This window comes from Acinetobacter sp. NyZ410, from assembly GCF_022828975.1.
GTDB lineage: Bacteria > Pseudomonadota > Gammaproteobacteria > Pseudomonadales > Moraxellaceae > Acinetobacter > Acinetobacter guillouiae.
Genome location: NZ_CP094620.1, coordinates 4,336,251 through 4,352,415 on the forward strand (window position 1 = coordinate 4,336,251; position 16,165 = coordinate 4,352,415).

18 protein-coding genes and 4 tRNA genes are annotated in these 16,165 nt (G+C 37.5%); 7 read left to right on the plus strand and 15 right to left on the minus strand.

All coding sequences use genetic code 11. From position 1 onward, the window contains the following. The first annotated feature begins 105 nt into the window (after nucleotides 1–105). Nucleotides 106–468 (plus strand): hypothetical protein, encoded by a 363-nt coding sequence (locus MTO68_RS20460; RefSeq protein ID WP_004725792.1) that lies wholly within the window; start codon nucleotides 106–108, stop codon nucleotides 466–468. Nucleotides 469–570: 102 nt separating this feature from the next. Here the strand turns inward: MTO68_RS20460 and wrbA are convergent, their stop codons facing one another. Further along, entirely contained in the window at nucleotides 571–1,164 is a 594-nt protein-coding gene (wrbA, locus tag MTO68_RS20465) for an NAD(P)H:quinone oxidoreductase (protein ID WP_004725790.1), read from the minus strand. Between the two features lie 120 nt (nucleotides 1,165–1,284). Here wrbA and MTO68_RS20470 point away from each other — a divergent pair, with 120 nt between their 5' ends. Together MTO68_RS20470 and MTO68_RS20475 are read left to right on the plus strand one after the other, a co-directional pair. Continuing rightward, a complete protein-coding gene (locus MTO68_RS20470; RefSeq protein ID WP_244014156.1) occupies nucleotides 1,285–2,529 on the plus strand; it encodes a YihY family inner membrane protein in 1,245 nt (414 codons plus the stop codon). 212 nt (nucleotides 2,530–2,741) lie between these two features. Further along, entirely contained in the window at nucleotides 2,742–3,542 is an 801-nt protein-coding gene (locus MTO68_RS20475) for a helix-turn-helix transcriptional regulator (RefSeq protein WP_244014158.1), read from the plus strand. A 375-nt stretch (nucleotides 3,543–3,917) separates the two neighbouring features. Here the strand turns inward: MTO68_RS20475 and MTO68_RS20480 are convergent, their stop codons facing one another. After that, nucleotides 3,918–4,556, minus strand: coding sequence for a fumarylacetoacetate hydrolase family protein (locus tag MTO68_RS20480; RefSeq protein ID WP_244014160.1), 639 nt, complete (start codon nucleotides 4,554–4,556; stop codon nucleotides 3,918–3,920). Nucleotides 4,557–4,603: 47 nt separating this feature from the next. Further along, nucleotides 4,604–5,104 carry a YcxB family protein gene (locus MTO68_RS20485; RefSeq protein WP_004816919.1) on the minus strand — a complete coding sequence of 167 codons (501 nt, stop codon included), beginning with the start codon at nucleotides 5,102–5,104 and terminating at the stop codon, nucleotides 4,604–4,606. A gap of 189 nt (nucleotides 5,105–5,293) precedes the next feature. Here MTO68_RS20485 and MTO68_RS20490 point away from each other — a divergent pair, with 189 nt between their 5' ends. Further along, nucleotides 5,294–6,583 (plus strand): SRPBCC family protein, encoded by a 1,290-nt coding sequence (locus MTO68_RS20490; RefSeq protein WP_244014162.1) that lies wholly within the window; start codon nucleotides 5,294–5,296, stop codon nucleotides 6,581–6,583. A gap of 25 nt (nucleotides 6,584–6,608) precedes the next feature. Here the strand turns inward: MTO68_RS20490 and MTO68_RS20495 are convergent, their stop codons facing one another. From MTO68_RS20495 to MTO68_RS20505, 3 genes are all read right to left on the minus strand, one after another. Next, nucleotides 6,609–7,394, minus strand: a complete 786-nt coding sequence (locus MTO68_RS20495) for a hypothetical protein (RefSeq protein WP_244014163.1) — start codon at nucleotides 7,392–7,394, stop codon at nucleotides 6,609–6,611. Between the two features lie 97 nt (nucleotides 7,395–7,491). After that, nucleotides 7,492–7,568 (minus strand) — tRNA-Arg (locus MTO68_RS20500). Nucleotides 7,569–7,698: 130 nt separating this feature from the next. Further along, nucleotides 7,699–8,958, minus strand: coding sequence for an MFS transporter (locus MTO68_RS20505; RefSeq protein WP_244014165.1), 1,260 nt, complete (start codon nucleotides 8,956–8,958; stop codon nucleotides 7,699–7,701). Nucleotides 8,959–9,066: 108 nt separating this feature from the next. Here MTO68_RS20505 and MTO68_RS20510 point away from each other — a divergent pair, with 108 nt between their 5' ends. After that, complete coding sequence (locus MTO68_RS20510) at nucleotides 9,067–9,504, plus strand: helix-turn-helix domain-containing protein (protein ID WP_004725772.1); 438 nt, start codon at nucleotides 9,067–9,069, stop codon at nucleotides 9,502–9,504. 69 nt (nucleotides 9,505–9,573) lie between these two features. Here the strand turns inward: MTO68_RS20510 and MTO68_RS20515 are convergent, their stop codons facing one another. From MTO68_RS20515 to MTO68_RS20540, 6 genes are all read right to left on the minus strand, one after another. After that, on the minus strand, nucleotides 9,574–10,437 hold the full coding sequence (locus MTO68_RS20515) for a cysteine ABC transporter substrate-binding protein (protein WP_234624070.1): 864 nt from the start codon (nucleotides 10,435–10,437) through the stop codon (nucleotides 9,574–9,576). Nucleotides 10,438–10,510: 73 nt separating this feature from the next. Then, nucleotides 10,511–11,413 (minus strand): cysteine ABC transporter substrate-binding protein, encoded by a 903-nt coding sequence (locus MTO68_RS20520; protein WP_244014167.1) that lies wholly within the window; start codon nucleotides 11,411–11,413, stop codon nucleotides 10,511–10,513. A gap of 65 nt (nucleotides 11,414–11,478) precedes the next feature. Continuing rightward, nucleotides 11,479–12,210: an amino acid ABC transporter ATP-binding protein gene (locus tag MTO68_RS20525; protein ID WP_034618240.1), complete on the minus strand. Its 732-nt coding sequence runs from the start codon at nucleotides 12,208–12,210 to the stop codon at nucleotides 11,479–11,481. A gap of 2 nt (nucleotides 12,211–12,212) precedes the next feature. Then, on the minus strand, nucleotides 12,213–12,878 hold the full coding sequence (locus MTO68_RS20530; RefSeq protein ID WP_034618242.1) for an amino acid ABC transporter permease: 666 nt from the start codon (nucleotides 12,876–12,878) through the stop codon (nucleotides 12,213–12,215). Then, the gene (locus MTO68_RS20535; protein ID WP_004816902.1) at nucleotides 12,868–13,527 is read right to left on the minus strand and encodes an amino acid ABC transporter permease; all 660 of its coding nucleotides are present in this window, start codon (nucleotides 13,525–13,527) and stop codon (nucleotides 12,868–12,870) included. Before MTO68_RS20535 ends, MTO68_RS20530 begins: the two co-directional genes overlap by 11 nt. 201 nt (nucleotides 13,528–13,728) lie before the next feature. Next, a complete protein-coding gene (locus MTO68_RS20540; RefSeq protein ID WP_004816901.1) occupies nucleotides 13,729–13,926 on the minus strand; it encodes a hypothetical protein in 198 nt (65 codons plus the stop codon). A 197-nt stretch (nucleotides 13,927–14,123) separates the two neighbouring features. Between MTO68_RS20540 and MTO68_RS20545 the strand changes: the two genes are divergently transcribed. Both MTO68_RS20545 and MTO68_RS20550 read left to right on the plus strand, forming a co-directional pair. Continuing rightward, entirely contained in the window at nucleotides 14,124–15,065 is a 942-nt protein-coding gene (locus tag MTO68_RS20545) for a hypothetical protein (RefSeq protein WP_244014169.1), read from the plus strand. A 69-nt stretch (nucleotides 15,066–15,134) separates the two neighbouring features. Continuing rightward, entirely contained in the window at nucleotides 15,135–15,803 is a 669-nt protein-coding gene (locus MTO68_RS20550) for a hypothetical protein (protein ID WP_244014171.1), read from the plus strand. Between the two features lie 47 nt (nucleotides 15,804–15,850). On the opposite strand, the gene MTO68_RS20555 is transcribed toward MTO68_RS20550, so the two are convergent. From MTO68_RS20555 to MTO68_RS20565, 3 genes are all read right to left on the minus strand, one after another. Beyond that, a tRNA-Arg gene (locus MTO68_RS20555) sits at nucleotides 15,851–15,927 on the minus strand. Nucleotides 15,928–15,974: 47 nt separating this feature from the next. Continuing rightward, a tRNA-Arg gene (locus MTO68_RS20560) sits at nucleotides 15,975–16,051 on the minus strand. Between the two features lie 15 nt (nucleotides 16,052–16,066). Beyond that, nucleotides 16,067–16,156, minus strand: a tRNA-Ser gene (locus tag MTO68_RS20565). Between the last annotated feature and the right edge of the window lie 9 nt (nucleotides 16,157–16,165).

Sequence of the window (16,165 nt, forward strand, 5' to 3'; positions counted from 1 at the left end):
AACGATAGCGATAAGCATGACAAAAATGCCAGTAGTGAACGTGAATATAACGCTTAACCATAACTTAACGAAGACAAATGGACTTTGTTGAGTGAGTAAAAATCAATGACTGATGAACAAACAGTAAAGTGCCCAAAGTGTGGCGCTACAGACTTAGAACGCCGTGACCATGAACAACTTTTAGGCAAAGCAGGCAGTGTATTATTGACTTCTGCGGGTGCAGCAGCAGGAACTGTAGGTGGCGCTGCCTCTGGTGCTTCAATTGGTGCGGCTATCGGAACGGTTGCAGGTCCTTTAGGCGTTATTGTTGGTGGAACTGTAGGAACCTTCGTAGGCGCAATCAGTGTTGGAATTACAGGTGGATTTCTAGGAAATCGCTTTGGTAAACGAGCAGGTGTGATTGTTGACCAAAATATCTTTTTTGATTACCAATGTAAAAAATGTAATCATCGCTTTAATCTAAAATAATAAAATATCAATATGATAAAGAACTTCTCTTTTTATCCATTAGACGCCAGATAAAAGAGAAGTCTTTGAATTTTTATCTAGATCTCGCAAGTGCATCAAAAATTATGGGTTTAACTTTTTAACCGTTTCACCTAGACGTTTTCCCTGTTCTGCACATAAAGCTTTTTCATCGGAACTTAAGTTTTGGTCATGACGTGGTCCACTGACATGACTGACTCCATACGGCGTACCGCCTGATTTGGTATTAGATAAGGCTGGATTGGCATTGGTCAACCCCATGATCATCATGCCATGATGAAACAATGGCGGTAACATCGTTAATAATGTGCTTTCCTGTCCACCATGCATTGACCCTGACGCGGTAAATACACAAGCAGGTTTATCGTGTAATGCACCATTTAGCCAAAGGCTGGTGGTTTGATCCCAAAAGTATTTCATTTCAGATGCCATATTGCCAAAACGTGTTGGTGAACCTAAAGCCAATCCTGCACAATTTTGTAAATCATCCAATGTACAATAAATATCGCCATGTTCTGGAATACTGGCTTCCGCTTCTTTCACAACAGTGGAAAGATTAGGCACAGTGCGAATTTTTACTGCGACACCCGCTGCTTCTACCCCGTTGGCAATCAAGTGTGCCATCTCTTTGGTAGATCCATATTTACTGTAATAGAGTACGAGAACATAAGCTTGCATAGAGATTTCTTGATTTCAACATAAGAAAATAAAACTATACGGTATTTTTCTGCTTTTTTGGGTAAGCTAGACAATGAAAATGCAAGATATGCCGAAAAATAATTGAGATCAAAGATATATATGCTTGAATTACTTAAAAAACTCCCTTTCTATGAAAAAACTTGGTTTCAATTCATTCTTTTTGTACTTGGTCGTTTTGAAGCAGATCGTTGTCGTGAACAAGCAGGATCGCTGACCTATACGACATTATTTGCTGTTGTTCCAATGTTGACTGTTTTCTTGGTTATTATCTCATCAATCAAAGCCTTAGAGCCTGCTAGACAGCAACTCCAGCAGATGATTTATAGTAATTTCTTGCCGAAAACCAGCATTGCTTTTGATAAGGCTTTTAATGTCTTTACCGAGAATTCAAGTAATTTAACTGTTATTGGTGTGCTGTTTTTATTCATTACCACAGTACTGATGCTTACCAGTATCGAAACGGTTTTTAATCGGATTTGGCGTGTTCAAGAAACGCGTAATGGCATCATTGGCTTTATGCGTTATTGGACTATTATTTCTTTAGGCCCGATTTTATTGGGGAGTGCCTTTGTCATTTCATCAACATTGGCCTCTATGAATGTTTTAAGTAATAACTTTGCTGGTTATGAAGTTGATGGTACAGCGTTACTTGGGGTCATTTCGTTTGCACTGACCACTTTAGGCTTTTTCATTTTATATTGGACGATTCCAAATCGCAGTATTCCTGTTCGAGCGGCCGCGATTGCAGGTCTTTTTGGTGCGATTGCATTTGAGCTACTTAAAAACCTATTTGGTTTTGTTATGGCAAATTTCACCAGCTATACCCTTGTTTATGGTGCTTTTGCTGCTGTACCAATTTTCCTATTATGGATCTTTTTATCGTGGAATATCGTCTTATTGGGTGTGGAAATCAGCTATGCCCTTACCGCATTTCATACAGGTAAAATCCAAACCCGCCATCCTGTGTTGATGATGCTCGATATTCTGGAATTATTTTATAAAAAACAGAAAACGGGTGAAGTGGTGACTGATGCAGAAGCATTAAATATTTTAGGTCGTGGTGAAATTGGACGCTGGCCAGTTTATATCCAACTTCTAGAAAAACAGAATTTGGTTAAATGTACTGACAATAATGAATATGTGCTGGTCAGAAATTTAGATGAAATTGATTTCTGGTCATTCTATACATCATTGCCTTATACCCTCCCTCGTCGTCATGATGTTGAACATGTCCATGATGATGATGTATGGATGAAGCATATCGGTCCAACCTTAATCGAATCCGATGAATATTTGGCAGCCAAGTTATCAATTCCGCTTTCGACCATTTTGGATGATAAGTAATTTTAACCAAGATAGATAAACAACTTCCCTTTCCAAGCAGTGCTCATTGGAAAGGGAAGTGATATTCCTTTTTCGATGAATCGTTATAATTTCGCAATAGCAAAAACCACTGCATAAAGCGGATAAAAGACACCCCAATGGTATGAACCTGTCTTTTTTATAGGATATAATTCAAAGTAGACAAAAGATCTTTTTATTCAGGCAATCTTTGCATGACGATAACAAAAACAAGCGATAAAAATATACTGACTCAACTCAGTACCAATGATGAAATTGTTGCACCGCTGTGGCTTATTTTTCGACATGATCCTGCACTGTCGGTTTATCCTGAACATGGGCATGCTTGGGGCGAATTTATTTATGCTTTTAATGGGGTGATGGAAGTCAATATTGATCAAATTAATTATATTACGCCACCTCCATATGGAGTTTGGTTACCGCCAAATACGCAACATAGTGGTTTGAATCGGACTCCTGTTTCCCATGCAACTTTGTATATCCACCAATCGTTATGTAGTGCCTTACCTCAACAAGCAGGGATTCTCTTAACCTCGCCTTTGGTTTCAGCGATTTTACAGCACATCAAACAACATCCAATGCAAGCATCTGAGCCTGAATATTTGCGACTATTACAGGTGTTACTTGATCAGTTACAACATGCTGAGTTAATCGGTAGTTATTTACCCCATACCAATCATGCTGCCTTAAAACAAGTTTTGGATTTTTTACATGCCCACCCTGCTGACCACAGTACCCTAGAGGCTTTAGCCCGACGGATTAATATGACTGAACGTACCTTGGCAAGGCTGAGTCAAAAAGAGTTGGCAATGTCACTCAATGAATGGCGACAACGGCTTAAAGTCATGAAAGCGATGTCTATGCTCAATGAGGGGAAAACGGTTGAAAGCATTGCACTGGATTTAGGTTATGCCAATGCTTCTGCTTTTATCAATATGTTTAAACGTTGGATGATGCGTACCCCAGATCAGTTTAGAAAATTGTTGCATCACTAAATCAACTTTTTACATTTTAAATAGATGAAGTGGAGCGATCTAAATACTGATAATCAATAATCTTCCCGACCAATCTATATGTCGATCTAAAAATGCATGAGCTGAATTTAACTTTGCTTTATGTATTGATTCACCAAAGTCATCCATTGGTAATTTTATTATGACGAGCCAATTGGCGATTTTAATACGATTCAAACAACAGCTAAAAAAATAGCAATACTGTAAATTTTAACTGGCTGTAAATTTCAACGGATAAATCAAGCAGGATATATCGCAAAAGTTAGCGATAATTGTTGTTGTATAAAACTGTAGATAATAAAAAACCCAATGCGTATTGATTATAAATAAACACTGGGTTGCTTGCATTTTAAGTGCTTATTTTACAAAAGTTTTCCAAACAAAATCTTGGCTTTGACCATGTAGAGTCATAGTCAATTGATCACCAGAAGCCAATGCTGCAACACCTGCTGGTGTCCCTGTCATCACCACATCCCCTGGTTCTAAAGAGAATACTTGGCAGATGTCTGCAAGTAAGTAAGCAATATCAAAAATCAATAAAGCAGTATCGCCTTTTTGTCGAACTTCATCATTTACCGCAAATTCAAAAGTAACAGCCGACCAATCTTTAATCTCATCCACACTGACCCAATCTGCCAGTACACATGCACCATCAAAAGCTTTTGAACGCTCCCAAGGCTGGCCTTTGCCCTTTAAGTCATCTTGGAGATCACGTAAAGTTAAATCTAAGCCTAAAGTCACCGCACCAATCGCATCCAATACTTTATCTAAATTGGTTTCGCCCTTAAGTGACTTGTCGATACGTAACGTCAGTTCACACTCATGGTGGCAATTTCCCCACGCCTCATTCCAAGAGATACCGTCTTGCAATGAAATCAAACTACTGGGCGGCTTGATAAATAAGACTGGACGATCTGGAATTGCGTTACCTAATTCTGCTGCATGCGCTGCATAACTACGACCGACACATACAATTTTAGATGGACGTGTACTCATATTGTTCCCTTCTTATTGATCAGCGTTAAAAACTTTATAATTCCAAATTACTTTTTAAAAGTATTGATAAAAATCGTTTGATCTGCGGGTGTAGCAAATGCTCGTTTAGGCACAATCACCACAGTACGATTTTTTAATTCGATCATATAGGTAAGCTTGCCTTCTGCAAATTTATCTACATCTGAATAATGATGAACTTGCTTTGGACGACCACTACTGAATAACTCCATATAGTCTTGAAATAATTCAATACCTTGTTCGCTTTTACCAAATTGATATTTAACGAATTGGCGTTTAAACATCATCGGTAAAAACCAATACCGCATCAGCATTTGCAGAATTAAGAAAAAAGCACCTAAGCAAACATAATATTTACCCACACCCTCTAAACCGAGGTAAATCCCCCAAACCATGATTCCGATGCTGACCAAAGGCGTGAGAAATTGGCTAATTTGCTTTTTACCAAAAGTTGCCAGTTTAAAACCGTCTTGAGATTCTTCTAAATTAAGATAATAACGTGCAGATAATGCAGGCTGGGTGTCTGACATAGTTGCTTCAATACAAATATTTTACGATGCCAAGATATTACACTAGATTTTTCCAGCGAGATGCGGATTTTCATCTTGTTTTACAGAACACCTCTATTTTTTAAAAGTGAATCCTTTTAGGGTCTTTCATACAAATGGTTTTTATAAGAACAAAAGATTGCCGCTTATCAAGGCGCAAAAGGAATTGTGATGAAAGTTTTTTATTTAAATATCGGTCTAGTGCTCTTAATCGGTATCAGTCAAATCAGTTTCGCGAAATTGGTCACTTGGACCGATAATATTCCCAGTGCGTTAAAACCATTTGACAATAATGCCCAGCAAATTGCGGCAATTGCACAAGACAATATTTTAATTTATGCCCATCCAGCGACCAAGACCTCGCTACCGACATTCAGCAAACAGCCCCAACCTATAGCTAAATTTTCAACAGCAGCCATTGTTGTGCCTGTAAGTAGCCAAGAAGTGGCTAAAACTTTAAGCAATTACACGCAATATGTTGGGTTATTCCCGACTTTAAAATCAGCAAAAGTCATCGAAACAGCAGGACCTGTCAGTCAATTAAAATATCGTATTTCCATCCCGACACCGATACCTGTATTGAATTTTAATGAAGATGTGGTGATGCAACATCAAATTGGACAAAATAGCATTTCAACCATGGTGATTGATGGCCCAATTCCTTATGCATTAGGGAAATTTGAATGGTTCAATTTAGCTGACAACAAAACCTTAGTGACCCTGACACAATGGGGCGATTTAAACCAACCGCAAGGTTTCCTATTTAAGAAAATTTTAAATGCTTTCCCTGAAGTAAAACTGGCGATTCCAAATGGTTCGAGCGCCTTTGTTTTAGAAGCACTCAAAAATAAATATACGACTAAAAAAGTGACGGCATTAAATGCAGGGCAACTACCTAGCCCACAATTAAATACAGCTCAAATCAATAAAATTGTTCAGGTCAGTGCCAATGCGCAACAGCCCGTCAGTATTGTACTTAATCCTGTCACTGTACCTTATACCCATGGTCGTGAAGTTTTACGTTTTACCACAAGCTATCAATATTTAAATGCCACCCCACAACAATTACAACGTTGGACACAACCCTTATCCTATAAAGAAATTTTTCCAAAACAAATCAAAAGCATTAAAACCACAGCGATCAACACACAAGGACAAGATGCAGACTTTAAAGTCAGTGTCGGATTGGGGGTTATTAGTATCCCTTTTGATTTTAAAATGCGTTTTAGCTATCCCAAAGCCACTGAAAATAACTTCTATGCCAATGGCGGTGATTTACGTTATCTCAAAGGTCAAATTCAATTTTTACCCCAAGGCAATAACACCTTACTCAAAATGACCACCACCATCAAAATTGATGAAAAAGCACCATTCCTACTCAAAGCAGCACGCAGTTTACCCTACCATGAAATGTTACCTGCACTGGGTGCAAATGCAATTTTTGCTCAAAAAGTAAAGTAGTGCTGATTGAACTTTTAAAACTCAATTAATCAGCCAGATGTTTAATTGTTGTACCAATATTAAATAGGAAATATAATGGGATTGCGACCAGATCACCGACTAAAGTGACTGGGGTTAAGGCGATTTTCTGCAACAATGTTTTAGAATGTAGTGAGTATTTGGTTTTTCCTTGTGTATACATTTCAATCGTATAATTTTGACTAAAGTTTTGAAATTTCATATTTTTAATTTCAGCGTTTAAACCCACAACACGCCCAACCAATCCAATTTTTCTTTGATAAAATTCAGAGTTTTCCTGACCATACTCGTACTGACTCAGTCCAAGTCGAGATAACTTATTTTCTTCCAGTCGAGTTAAATTGTTTTTTGCATAATACAGTTCAATATCACCGCTAAATTGAGCTGCTTGTGGATTTTTTTGATCATCGCTTTCAGGCATTAAAGACAAGCTAAAATGCTTGTCACTCGGACGGACTGGTTTGATCCGCCAATACTTGGAGTCTAAATCAGATTGAATGGTCTCTAAAATTTCCTTATTTCCAATATCAATCATATACGCATATTTTTGCCCAACCACGATTAAGGAGCGATCTACATTGTTTCTATCATGGCTATTTTTTGAGGAAGCATTTTCTGTTAAATAGGCAAAACCGACAATTTGATCCTGATCTACAATCACACGATCTGCATGGGTTGAAACCACTTTACCCGTCGCCAACCTGCCAGAATCACTGTTATTCCACAGAATGGCGGTACATCCGATCATTTGACTGATGACCAGCACGATAAACAATGAGAAATATTTATGCATGAAAGATTGGCCTTATTTTTATTATCTCGCTCATTGTGCCATTTTTTAGGCACAAAAAAACCGCAATAAAGCGGTTTTTTTAAATATTTTATCAAGTTGGTGCGCTCAGAGAGATTCGAACTCCCGACCCCTTAGTTCGTAGCCAAGTGCTCTATCCAGCTGAGCTATGAGCGCGACGTCTTGATGGGACGCATTATACGCCTTTTCATTTTTTTGTTAAGGATTATTTCAATAGTTAAACACCAAGTGTTTAGTATTTGGGCTATTTATCTTTAAATCGACAAAAAACCTAGGATTTATGCATTTATTCACTGCTTGCATGCTGTTTCATTTGAAATTGAATTAAATATTTTTCAGTAAACAACCAAAATAAATAGCCAATTACACTCAATAGGATCCCAGCAGCACACACGGCATACCATCCCCAATGTCCATAGAGTGTTGTTGCCAGTAATGATCCCACAGCACTGCCCAATGCATAAAACAACATATAAGCACCAACCAATCGCCCATGTAATCGAATATCCGCTTGGAAGATCAGACTTTGATTAATCACATGGACTGATTGAATGGCTACATCAAATAAAATAATCGCTAAAATAAAAACCCAAATTGAAAAATATAAGCAGGTTAAAATGCCCCAAGCTCCGATCAGTAATAGAAACGCATATTGTGTAACACGCTGCGCATAGCCTCGATCAGCCAACCCACCAACACGGATTGCCATAACCGCACCGATAGCACCAATGATGCCTAAAAAACCAATCAAGCTATGTGAATATTCAAAAGGCTGAACAGATAAAGGAAATACCAACGCATTCCAAAACAGATTTAAATTGACGAAAATGATGAAAGCAAGTACGCCTCTAATCTGTAACACTCTATTTTTAAACAATTGTTCAAACAATGAAAAGATTATCTGGGAATAAGTGGATTGCTGAATAGGATCTTTTTCGATGCGGATAACAGCTAAGTATTTCCATAAAAACACACTGATCATACTCATACATAGTACAGAGAATATATATACCCCTTGCCATCCAAACCAATCGGCTAAACTACCAGACAGTACCCGAGATAAAAGTATGCCAATCAACACACCAGCTTGGACTGTACCCACGATTTTGCCGCGTTCATCAGCAGCGGCCAAAACTGATGCATAAACAATTAAGCCTTGGGTCATCGCTGTGCCCAACATGCCCACAATCAGCATACTCAATAACAACGTGAAAATATGATCTGAAAAAACCAATGAGATTAAAGCGAGGCATAAAATGATGGACTGAAACAACATCAAAGATTTTCGTGGTAATAAATCGCCTAAAGGCACAATAAAAATTAATGCAATGATTGATCCCACTTGAGTCAATGAAACAACTAACCCCACCCACGAATAGTCTAATTTAAAATCTTGGGCGATTAGATCCAGCAATGGCTGTGCATAATAAACATTTGCAACACTCAATCCAGCAGCACACGCCAACAGCATCACCAAGGCTGGAGAAAGGTGGGATCGCTGCTGTTCTCTTGTTTTATTGCGCTGTTGATGATCTGTTTTGTTCATTTTGCACTAATCTGGTTTTAATTTGCAACCAGATTAAATTACGCAATCTTGTTTTAAATTGCAACTAGATTTATAGTCTTATTTTTAAGATGAAAGATGGAACAGCTGATGAATCAAGACAGATATGAAGCTTGCCCAGTTGCGCGGTCAGTGCAATTAATTGGAGATCGTTGGGCTTTATTGATCATTCGCGAAGCTTTTGATGGGGTAAAACGATTTAGTGATTTTCAAAAAAATTTAAATGTCGCCAAAAATATTTTATCTGATCGTTTGGCTAAACTTATTGATGCTCAAATTCTAAAGAACCAACCTGCTTCTAATGGCTCAGCCTATTTGGAATATGTGCTCACTGAACAAGGTTATGCACTGTTCCCGATCATCGTGGCATTACGTCAATGGGGTGAGCAATTTTTATTCGCTGAGGATCAACCACATTCTATTTTACTCGAGAAAAATACAGGTGATGAATTGGCACTTATGCAACCTATGACAAAAAAAGGAAAACATCTACTTGCACAAGAGACCTTTGTGAAAAAGATCAATTAAATGCAAATCATGTTTTCCCAGTTAAAGTCGATGATATTTTTAAAAGAGCAAACTTAAGTTTTAAGGGTTTTACTCAACCAATAAATCTTTTGGATTAATGCTATCACCGTAGACAGGTTTTAACGTCTTTTCATAGGCTTGCTGGATAACCCCCGCTTTAGATAATTTTTCTAAGTCTTGATTCAACCAATCCAATAATTCTTTATCGCCTTTTTTGACTGCAGGTGCAATTAAATCATGCTGACCTAAGCTGGTAATACCCACGGTGTAATTTGGGTTCTCTTTTGCCCAAGCCAGTACCAATAAATTGTCATGTGCCAAAGCCACACCACGTCCATCTTTCAGAGCATCAAAGGTCTCTGTATTCTGCTCGTACTTTTGTAATTTAATTTCAGGATGTGATTTGCTAAAGAATGAGTCTGCCGTCGTGCCTTTATTGACCAATAAAGTCTGGTCTTTAAGCTGTGCAATATCTGTAATCGGCTTAGCTTTAGGCGATACAACGCCCAAAGAAACCTTTAAATAAGGCTTGGCAAAATCGACAACTTCCTTGCGTTCAGGTGTCACGGTGAAATTGGCAAAAATAATATCCACCTTATTGGCTTTAAGGTACTCCACACGATTGGCAGCTTCCGTTAAAACAAATTGAACTTTGTTTTCATCTCCCAATAGGTCTTTGGCAACATGCTTGGCAATTTCCACATCAAAACCTTGGTTTTTACCTTGTGCGTCCAAGTAACCAAAAGGCGGCTTATCACTAAACACCCCGATACGAACCACACCATTTTTCTTAATTTGCTCGATACTTGAGCTGGTTTTTTCAGGTTCAGCAGCTTTTTCAGTTGTTGGCGCGTTTTTATTACACGCCGCCAACCCTAAGCTAAGCACTGAAGCCGCAAGTAGATGAGTCAACTGTTTTATTGATATATTCATTTAATTTTCCTCTGATCTATTTTCATATTTAAACAATGATTTCTTTTCATAGTTAAACGCTTTAATGCAATTTTTATTTCGGTGTCACATCCAAAAAGACTTGAGCATCCACAGTTCCACCGTAAACAGGCTTTAAGGTCTGATCATAAATCTTCTGAATTTCACCTGTTTTTTGTAAGCTTGAAATTTCAGTATTGAGCCAATTTAAAAGTTGGCTATTGCCTTTTTTCACTGCAGGTGCAATAAAGTCTTGATTACCAATTTGTTGAATTCCCGCCGTAAATGTTGGATTCTCAGCTGCCCATGCCAAGGCATAAGTACTGTCTTGAGAAATTGCATCACCACGACCATCTTTCAAGGCATTAAAGGCATCGGTATTTTGTTCAAACTTTAATAAATTAATTTTTGGGTAATTCTTAGTGAAATAAATATCTGATGTCGAGCCTTTATTGACGATCAAGGTTTTGCCTTCAAGCTGCTGAATATCTGTAATCGTCTTGGCTTTAGGCGATACGATGCCTAAAGCTGCCTTTAAATACGGTTGAGCAAAATCAACCACTTGTTTACGCTCAGGAGTGACTGAAAAGCTGGCAAATACCGCATCTGCTTTACCCGATTTTAAAAACTCCACCCGATTAGCAGCCTCAGTCACCACAAATTCAACTTTATTTTCATCCCCAAGCAAATCTTTGGTCACTCTTTTTGCTAAAGCGATATCAAAACCTTGTGGTTTACCTGCACTGTCCACATAACCAAATGGAGGATTATCTGCAAAAACAGCCACACGAAACACGCCCTGCTTTTTAATCTGATCTAAAGATTGATCATTCTGGGTATTTTTCTCCGCTGATGCATTTGGTTCAGTTGGCTGACTACATGCGCTCAACATTCCCATACATAAGCCCACACTCAATGTTCGAACAACGTTGGAAATATTAAAAAAAATCGATGGTTGAGTTAAATAAGATAAAGCCATACATCCTCATTTTTATAGATCATTCTGTGTTGCTATTAGGGTGAATATTGATGTCTAAATTACTGTTAGTAATTCAACATATTTAAAAAGGCTTTTGCCCGTTCAGTCTGTGGATGCTCAAAAAATTGTTCAGGTGTGGCTTGCTCAATAATTTTGCCTTTATCCATAAAAATAATTCGGTCTGCGACTTTTCTGGCAAAAGACATTTCATGAGTCACGATCAACATGGTCATCCCTTCATACGCAAGTTTTAAAACCACATCTAATACTTCACGGACCATTTCAGGGTCTAAAGCAGCAGTAATTTCATCTAGCAGAATCACTTGAGGCTGCATCACCAATGAACGCACAATTGCGATACGTTGCTTTTGCCCACCCGATAACTGTCGCGGATAATCTCGCTTACGATCGTATAAACCGACACGTTTCAATAATTCGTCTGCGACTTTCTCAGCTTCAGCTCTTGTTCGTTTTTGAACTTTTAAAGGGCCTAATAAAATGTTATCAATCACATTCATATGCCCAAAAAGTTCATAGTTTTGAAACACCATGCCAATTTTTTGACGTACATCCACCCACGCTAAATCTTTGCCCAATACACCTGAGCCAGCTAAATTGATTGTGCCACCCTGAATTTTTTCCAAGCCATTGATACAACGTAACAATGTGCTTTTCCCACATCCCGATGGACCAAGGATCACCACGACTTCACCCTGTTTTACGTCCAAATCTATGCCTTGTAAAATATGACTTTCTGCAAATGATTTCTGTAAATGTTGTATAGATAACAAAGTCATGATTACTCCCAAACTTTTTCTAAATGCGTCGCTAAACGGGATAAGGGATAGCAAATGATGAAATATAAAATAAAGATCAAACCATAAATCCAAAGAGATGCATTCGGAACAATTAACAGCGAATTTTCAATAATTTGCTGTCCAACTTTAATCACTTCGACCACGCCAATCAGCACTGCCAAGGAGCTGGTTTTAATCATACGCGTGAATAAATTGATTGCGCCCGGTGTGACTCTTTTTAAACTCTGCGGGAAAATCACATAGCCCAAAGTTTGCATAGGACTCAGACCAAGTGCATGTGCAGAATCGCGTTGATGTTGATCTATCGATGTGATGGCAGCACGGACTAAATCGCCCATTTCAGCAGTCCCCCACAATACGAAAACCACAATACATACCAGTACCGCTGAGAGCTGCCAGTTAAACCATGTTGCAAAGCCAAAATAGAAAACAAACAATAAAACCAGAATTGGAATAATCCGAATCGCTTCTAAATACAGTCGGCACAAACTTTTAATCAGTAAATTTTTTGACGTCATAATGACACCGAAAATCGTGCCAAAAATTGCTGAAAAAAATACTGATATAAAGGCAATTTTTGCAGTAACCCACAGCCCTTCCAGTAATCGTGCAAGATGACTGGGTTGAAACAGATAATCAAATTCCATGGCTCACCTTCCGACTGCGGTATTCCAGGTAACTGGTGAGAATAGACACAGGCAATAAAATAATCAGATAAGACATGATCAAGAGAAACAATGCTTCTGTGGTTTTATAATCCATACCAATTAAGTCTTTGGTGACAAACAATAGTTCCACCACTGCGATGGCACTCACCACAGAACTTTCTTTAATCAGAAATAAACAATTTGCACCAATTGCAGGAATTGAAATTGCTAGAGCTTGAGGGAAGATCACATATTGAAAAACTTGCAGTGGATTCAGTCCAATACTTTCACCCGAATCAATTTGCCCTTTGGCCACAGCTTGTAAGCCTGCGCGAAAGGCTTCAGCCATATAGCTTCCACCTAGAAAAGTTAGACCAATGACCCCACAGCTAAATCCATCAATTTTGATCCCCAGTTTTGGTAAACCGTAATAGAGGAAAAATAGCTGAATCAATAAGGGTGTATTGCGTGATAATTCAATGTAAATTTTGGCAATTTTGTCAAAGACCCGTACCCGATAGGTAATGAGAATACTGCAAATTAAACCAACCAATATTGCGAGAATAATACTGATGATTGAGATTTTGAGTGTGGTCACCATTGCCGAAGCAAACTGTGGCATCACACTGTAGATATATTGCCAATTCAAAGAAATCGTCCAAAATAATTATTTTATTGTTACGCTCTAAAGCAGAAAAAATGATTTGGAACTATCTTACAGCGAGAATTTTTTCTAAATAAATATGATTATCAGATAAGCTTTTCTATAAAAATAATGCTGGATAATGCTTACTTTTTGCGGTGAAAAAATAAGCAATGTTAAAATTAAACAGTCATCGACCCGAAGCAATTATTCGGCATTCACCACGTCTAACAATTCCATACATTCAGCACAGAAGATGACAGATTCATTTTCTAAACTTTGGATTTGCAGTTCATAGACAAAACCTGTCAGCGTGCGATTACAGCCATCACACTGTTGCAGGTTGAAATGACAAATAAAATCAACATGCTGGTAAATATAATATCCATCTGTATATTTCTTCATGTTCTTCTTTCTAAAGCTTCGGTTATTTTATTATTTTAAAGTTTTTAGCTCTAGAATAGATGTTGCAATCCTGACTCTGCGACAAGAATAGACGTGCAAAAAATAATAAAATTCATTTTATTTAAATTCCACATCAATCAATCCTGACTATTATTTCATAAATATTCCTATAAAAATTCAGATGATAAAAGGAAACAATGGGACATTACTCAACACTTTTAATTTCATCCGACCTCGATAGAACCACGGGTGAAATGGATGAAAATGAAACCTATCAAGCAGTTAAATACTCGATTCCATTATTTTGGTTGGCCTTATTTAAAGTTGAAGACATTACCACTCTTCAAGATCAAGATGGCTTAAGCTATTACGTCTTTCGGACAACGATCTTAAAAAGCTGTGAAACGTTTAAATCCAGACTCAATATATGGTCAGCACTCTATAATGATGAAAAAGTAGCAATTTTAGCGCAATCATTTTTACAATATTTGCAACGTACTCCAACATTTTCAGTCGAGCTTAATATTACCGATATTATGGCAATGATGATTGATCCATTTAGCATAGAAGCTAACAATGAAATGGTGGATATGATCAATTTCATCAAAGAAAAACATCGAGATCCCAAAAGTCCATCACCATCCAAATATTGGCTGCCAAAATCTTTTGAACTTAAAACATCCCAAAATCGATATTTAGATATCGATGGTTTTGGAGAGTCTTTACTACCCTGTTTTGAGGTGGATAGATGGTTAAATAATCATGAAAAGACACAACAGCCTGTTAAAAATAAACTCAATGCGTCTTTTGATGAGGTCCATTTTTATCGAATGCTGCTGTCCAAAGCTGAAATCTCGCCAAACAGTTCATTCGGCTTTAAACATCGATTTTTATTTCTGACGCGAATTAAAAATAAGGCATTACGCAAAAGGCTCTTTCAAGTATTCTTCTTTAATGAAGTGCTATTTTTCTGTTTATTGTGGCTTAGTCTAAGTTTAATCAGCATCTTTTTTCTTTTTAAAATTAAAACTTTTTCCTATTTGGAGATCACTGGCATTATTATTGGGCTTATTGCATTTAGCTATTTTATTTTTCGAAAAATAGCCAAGAGAATCAAGATATTCAAAGACTCAAATTAAAATCAATTTTGCCTGAGCAATTTACTATAGAACTTGCACTTATCAACTTAAACTGATCAAATAACGACTATGCTTAAAGATACTGAAAATTTTTTGGGAAAGATTGGAACTACACTTGCCTTCTCTGGATTTTTCTTCATCATAATTACCAACAACCATCAATTTTTTTATCAAAATCTTAGGAATATTATTGCATTACAAAATTTAAAATGGAAAGCCATTCATATCGATGTTGGAAATGACCTAAGCTATAATATTGTTAACTATCGTAATAATACCTCTTTTTTAGCAATTACTCTAAATTCAACCACCATCATCGAGGAACCATGCGCAGATTACATCTCAACATTTTGTACAAAAGTAAAAGACGAATTATACACACCAAACAGTTTTAGCTTTTATGTCAGTTATGATCCAAATGATCAGCCCATTTTCTTCTACCATTACATATTAAAAGACATTCACTTTACAAACGATAAAAATGAGCAGCAAACTTTACCTTACTTAGAAGAAATGCCAAACAGTCAAGCTAACATTCTAAAAGCTAAAAGCCATTTATTAAATTCAATAATTTATACAGGCATCGGTTACTTTATTTTAGTTTTTACTTTATGGACTGTTTTCAAACACATTGCCCTCAGATATAAAAAGATAACTCAGTTTTTGGCCACTGTATTAACAGCCACTTTAATCATTCACTTTGTACATTTTATTATTCAATTTATGATTAGTATCTAAAATCCAGGCACAAAAAAACCGCAAGGTATGCGGTTAATTCTTCAAGTTGGTGCGCTCAGAGAGATTCGAACTCCCGACCCCTTAGTTCGTAGCCAAGTGCTCTATCCAGCTGAGCTATGAGCGCAATACTTGTGTTGCCAAAAGGCATTCGTTACATCATGATTAACTTATTGGTGCGCTCAGAGAGATTCGAACTCCCGACCCCTTAGTTCGTAGCCAAGTGCTCTATCCAGCTGAGCTATGAGCGCGTCATAAGTAATCGTTGGCGGTGAGAGAGGGATTCGAACCCTCGATACAGTTACCCGTATGCATCCTTAGCAGGGATGTGGTTTCAGCCACTCACCCATCTCACCGTAACGAGC

Bases quoted from the DNA above. Each gene is read 5' to 3' on its own strand.
- MTO68_RS20550 (WP_244014171.1), top strand. From the start codon at position 15,135: ATGCTTAAAGATACTGAAAATTTTTTGGGAAAGATTGGAACTACACTT.
- MTO68_RS20545 (WP_244014169.1), top strand. From the start codon at position 14,124: ATGGGACATTACTCAACACTTTTAATTTCATCCGACCTCGATAGAACC.
- MTO68_RS20460 (WP_004725792.1), top strand. From the start codon at position 106: ATGACTGATGAACAAACAGTAAAGTGCCCAAAGTGTGGCGCTACAGAC.
- MTO68_RS20515 (WP_234624070.1), bottom strand. From the start codon at position 10,437: ATGAATATATCAATAAAACAGTTGACTCATCTACTTGCGGCTTCAGTG.
- MTO68_RS20475 (WP_244014158.1), top strand. From the start codon at position 2,742: ATGACGATAACAAAAACAAGCGATAAAAATATACTGACTCAACTCAGT.
- MTO68_RS20525 (WP_034618240.1), bottom strand. From the start codon at position 12,210: ATGACTTTGTTATCTATACAACATTTACAGAAATCATTTGCAGAAAGT.
- MTO68_RS20495 (WP_244014163.1), bottom strand. From the start codon at position 7,394: ATGCATAAATATTTCTCATTGTTTATCGTGCTGGTCATCAGTCAAATG.
- MTO68_RS20490 (WP_244014162.1), top strand. From the start codon at position 5,294: ATGAAAGTTTTTTATTTAAATATCGGTCTAGTGCTCTTAATCGGTATC.
- MTO68_RS20485 (WP_004816919.1), bottom strand. From the start codon at position 5,104: ATGTCAGACACCCAGCCTGCATTATCTGCACGTTATTATCTTAATTTA.
- MTO68_RS20520 (WP_244014167.1), bottom strand. From the start codon at position 11,413: ATGGCTTTATCTTATTTAACTCAACCATCGATTTTTTTTAATATTTCC.
- MTO68_RS20540 (WP_004816901.1), bottom strand. From the start codon at position 13,926: ATGAAGAAATATACAGATGGATATTATATTTACCAGCATGTTGATTTT.
- wrbA (WP_004725790.1), bottom strand. From the start codon at position 1,164: ATGCAAGCTTATGTTCTCGTACTCTATTACAGTAAATATGGATCTACC.
- MTO68_RS20505 (WP_244014165.1), bottom strand. From the start codon at position 8,958: ATGAACAAAACAGATCATCAACAGCGCAATAAAACAAGAGAACAGCAG.
- MTO68_RS20470 (WP_244014156.1), top strand. From the start codon at position 1,285: ATGCTTGAATTACTTAAAAAACTCCCTTTCTATGAAAAAACTTGGTTT.
- MTO68_RS20480 (WP_244014160.1), bottom strand. From the start codon at position 4,556: ATGAGTACACGTCCATCTAAAATTGTATGTGTCGGTCGTAGTTATGCA.
- MTO68_RS20510 (WP_004725772.1), top strand. From the start codon at position 9,067: ATGAATCAAGACAGATATGAAGCTTGCCCAGTTGCGCGGTCAGTGCAA.
- MTO68_RS20530 (WP_034618242.1), bottom strand. From the start codon at position 12,878: ATGGAATTTGATTATCTGTTTCAACCCAGTCATCTTGCACGATTACTG.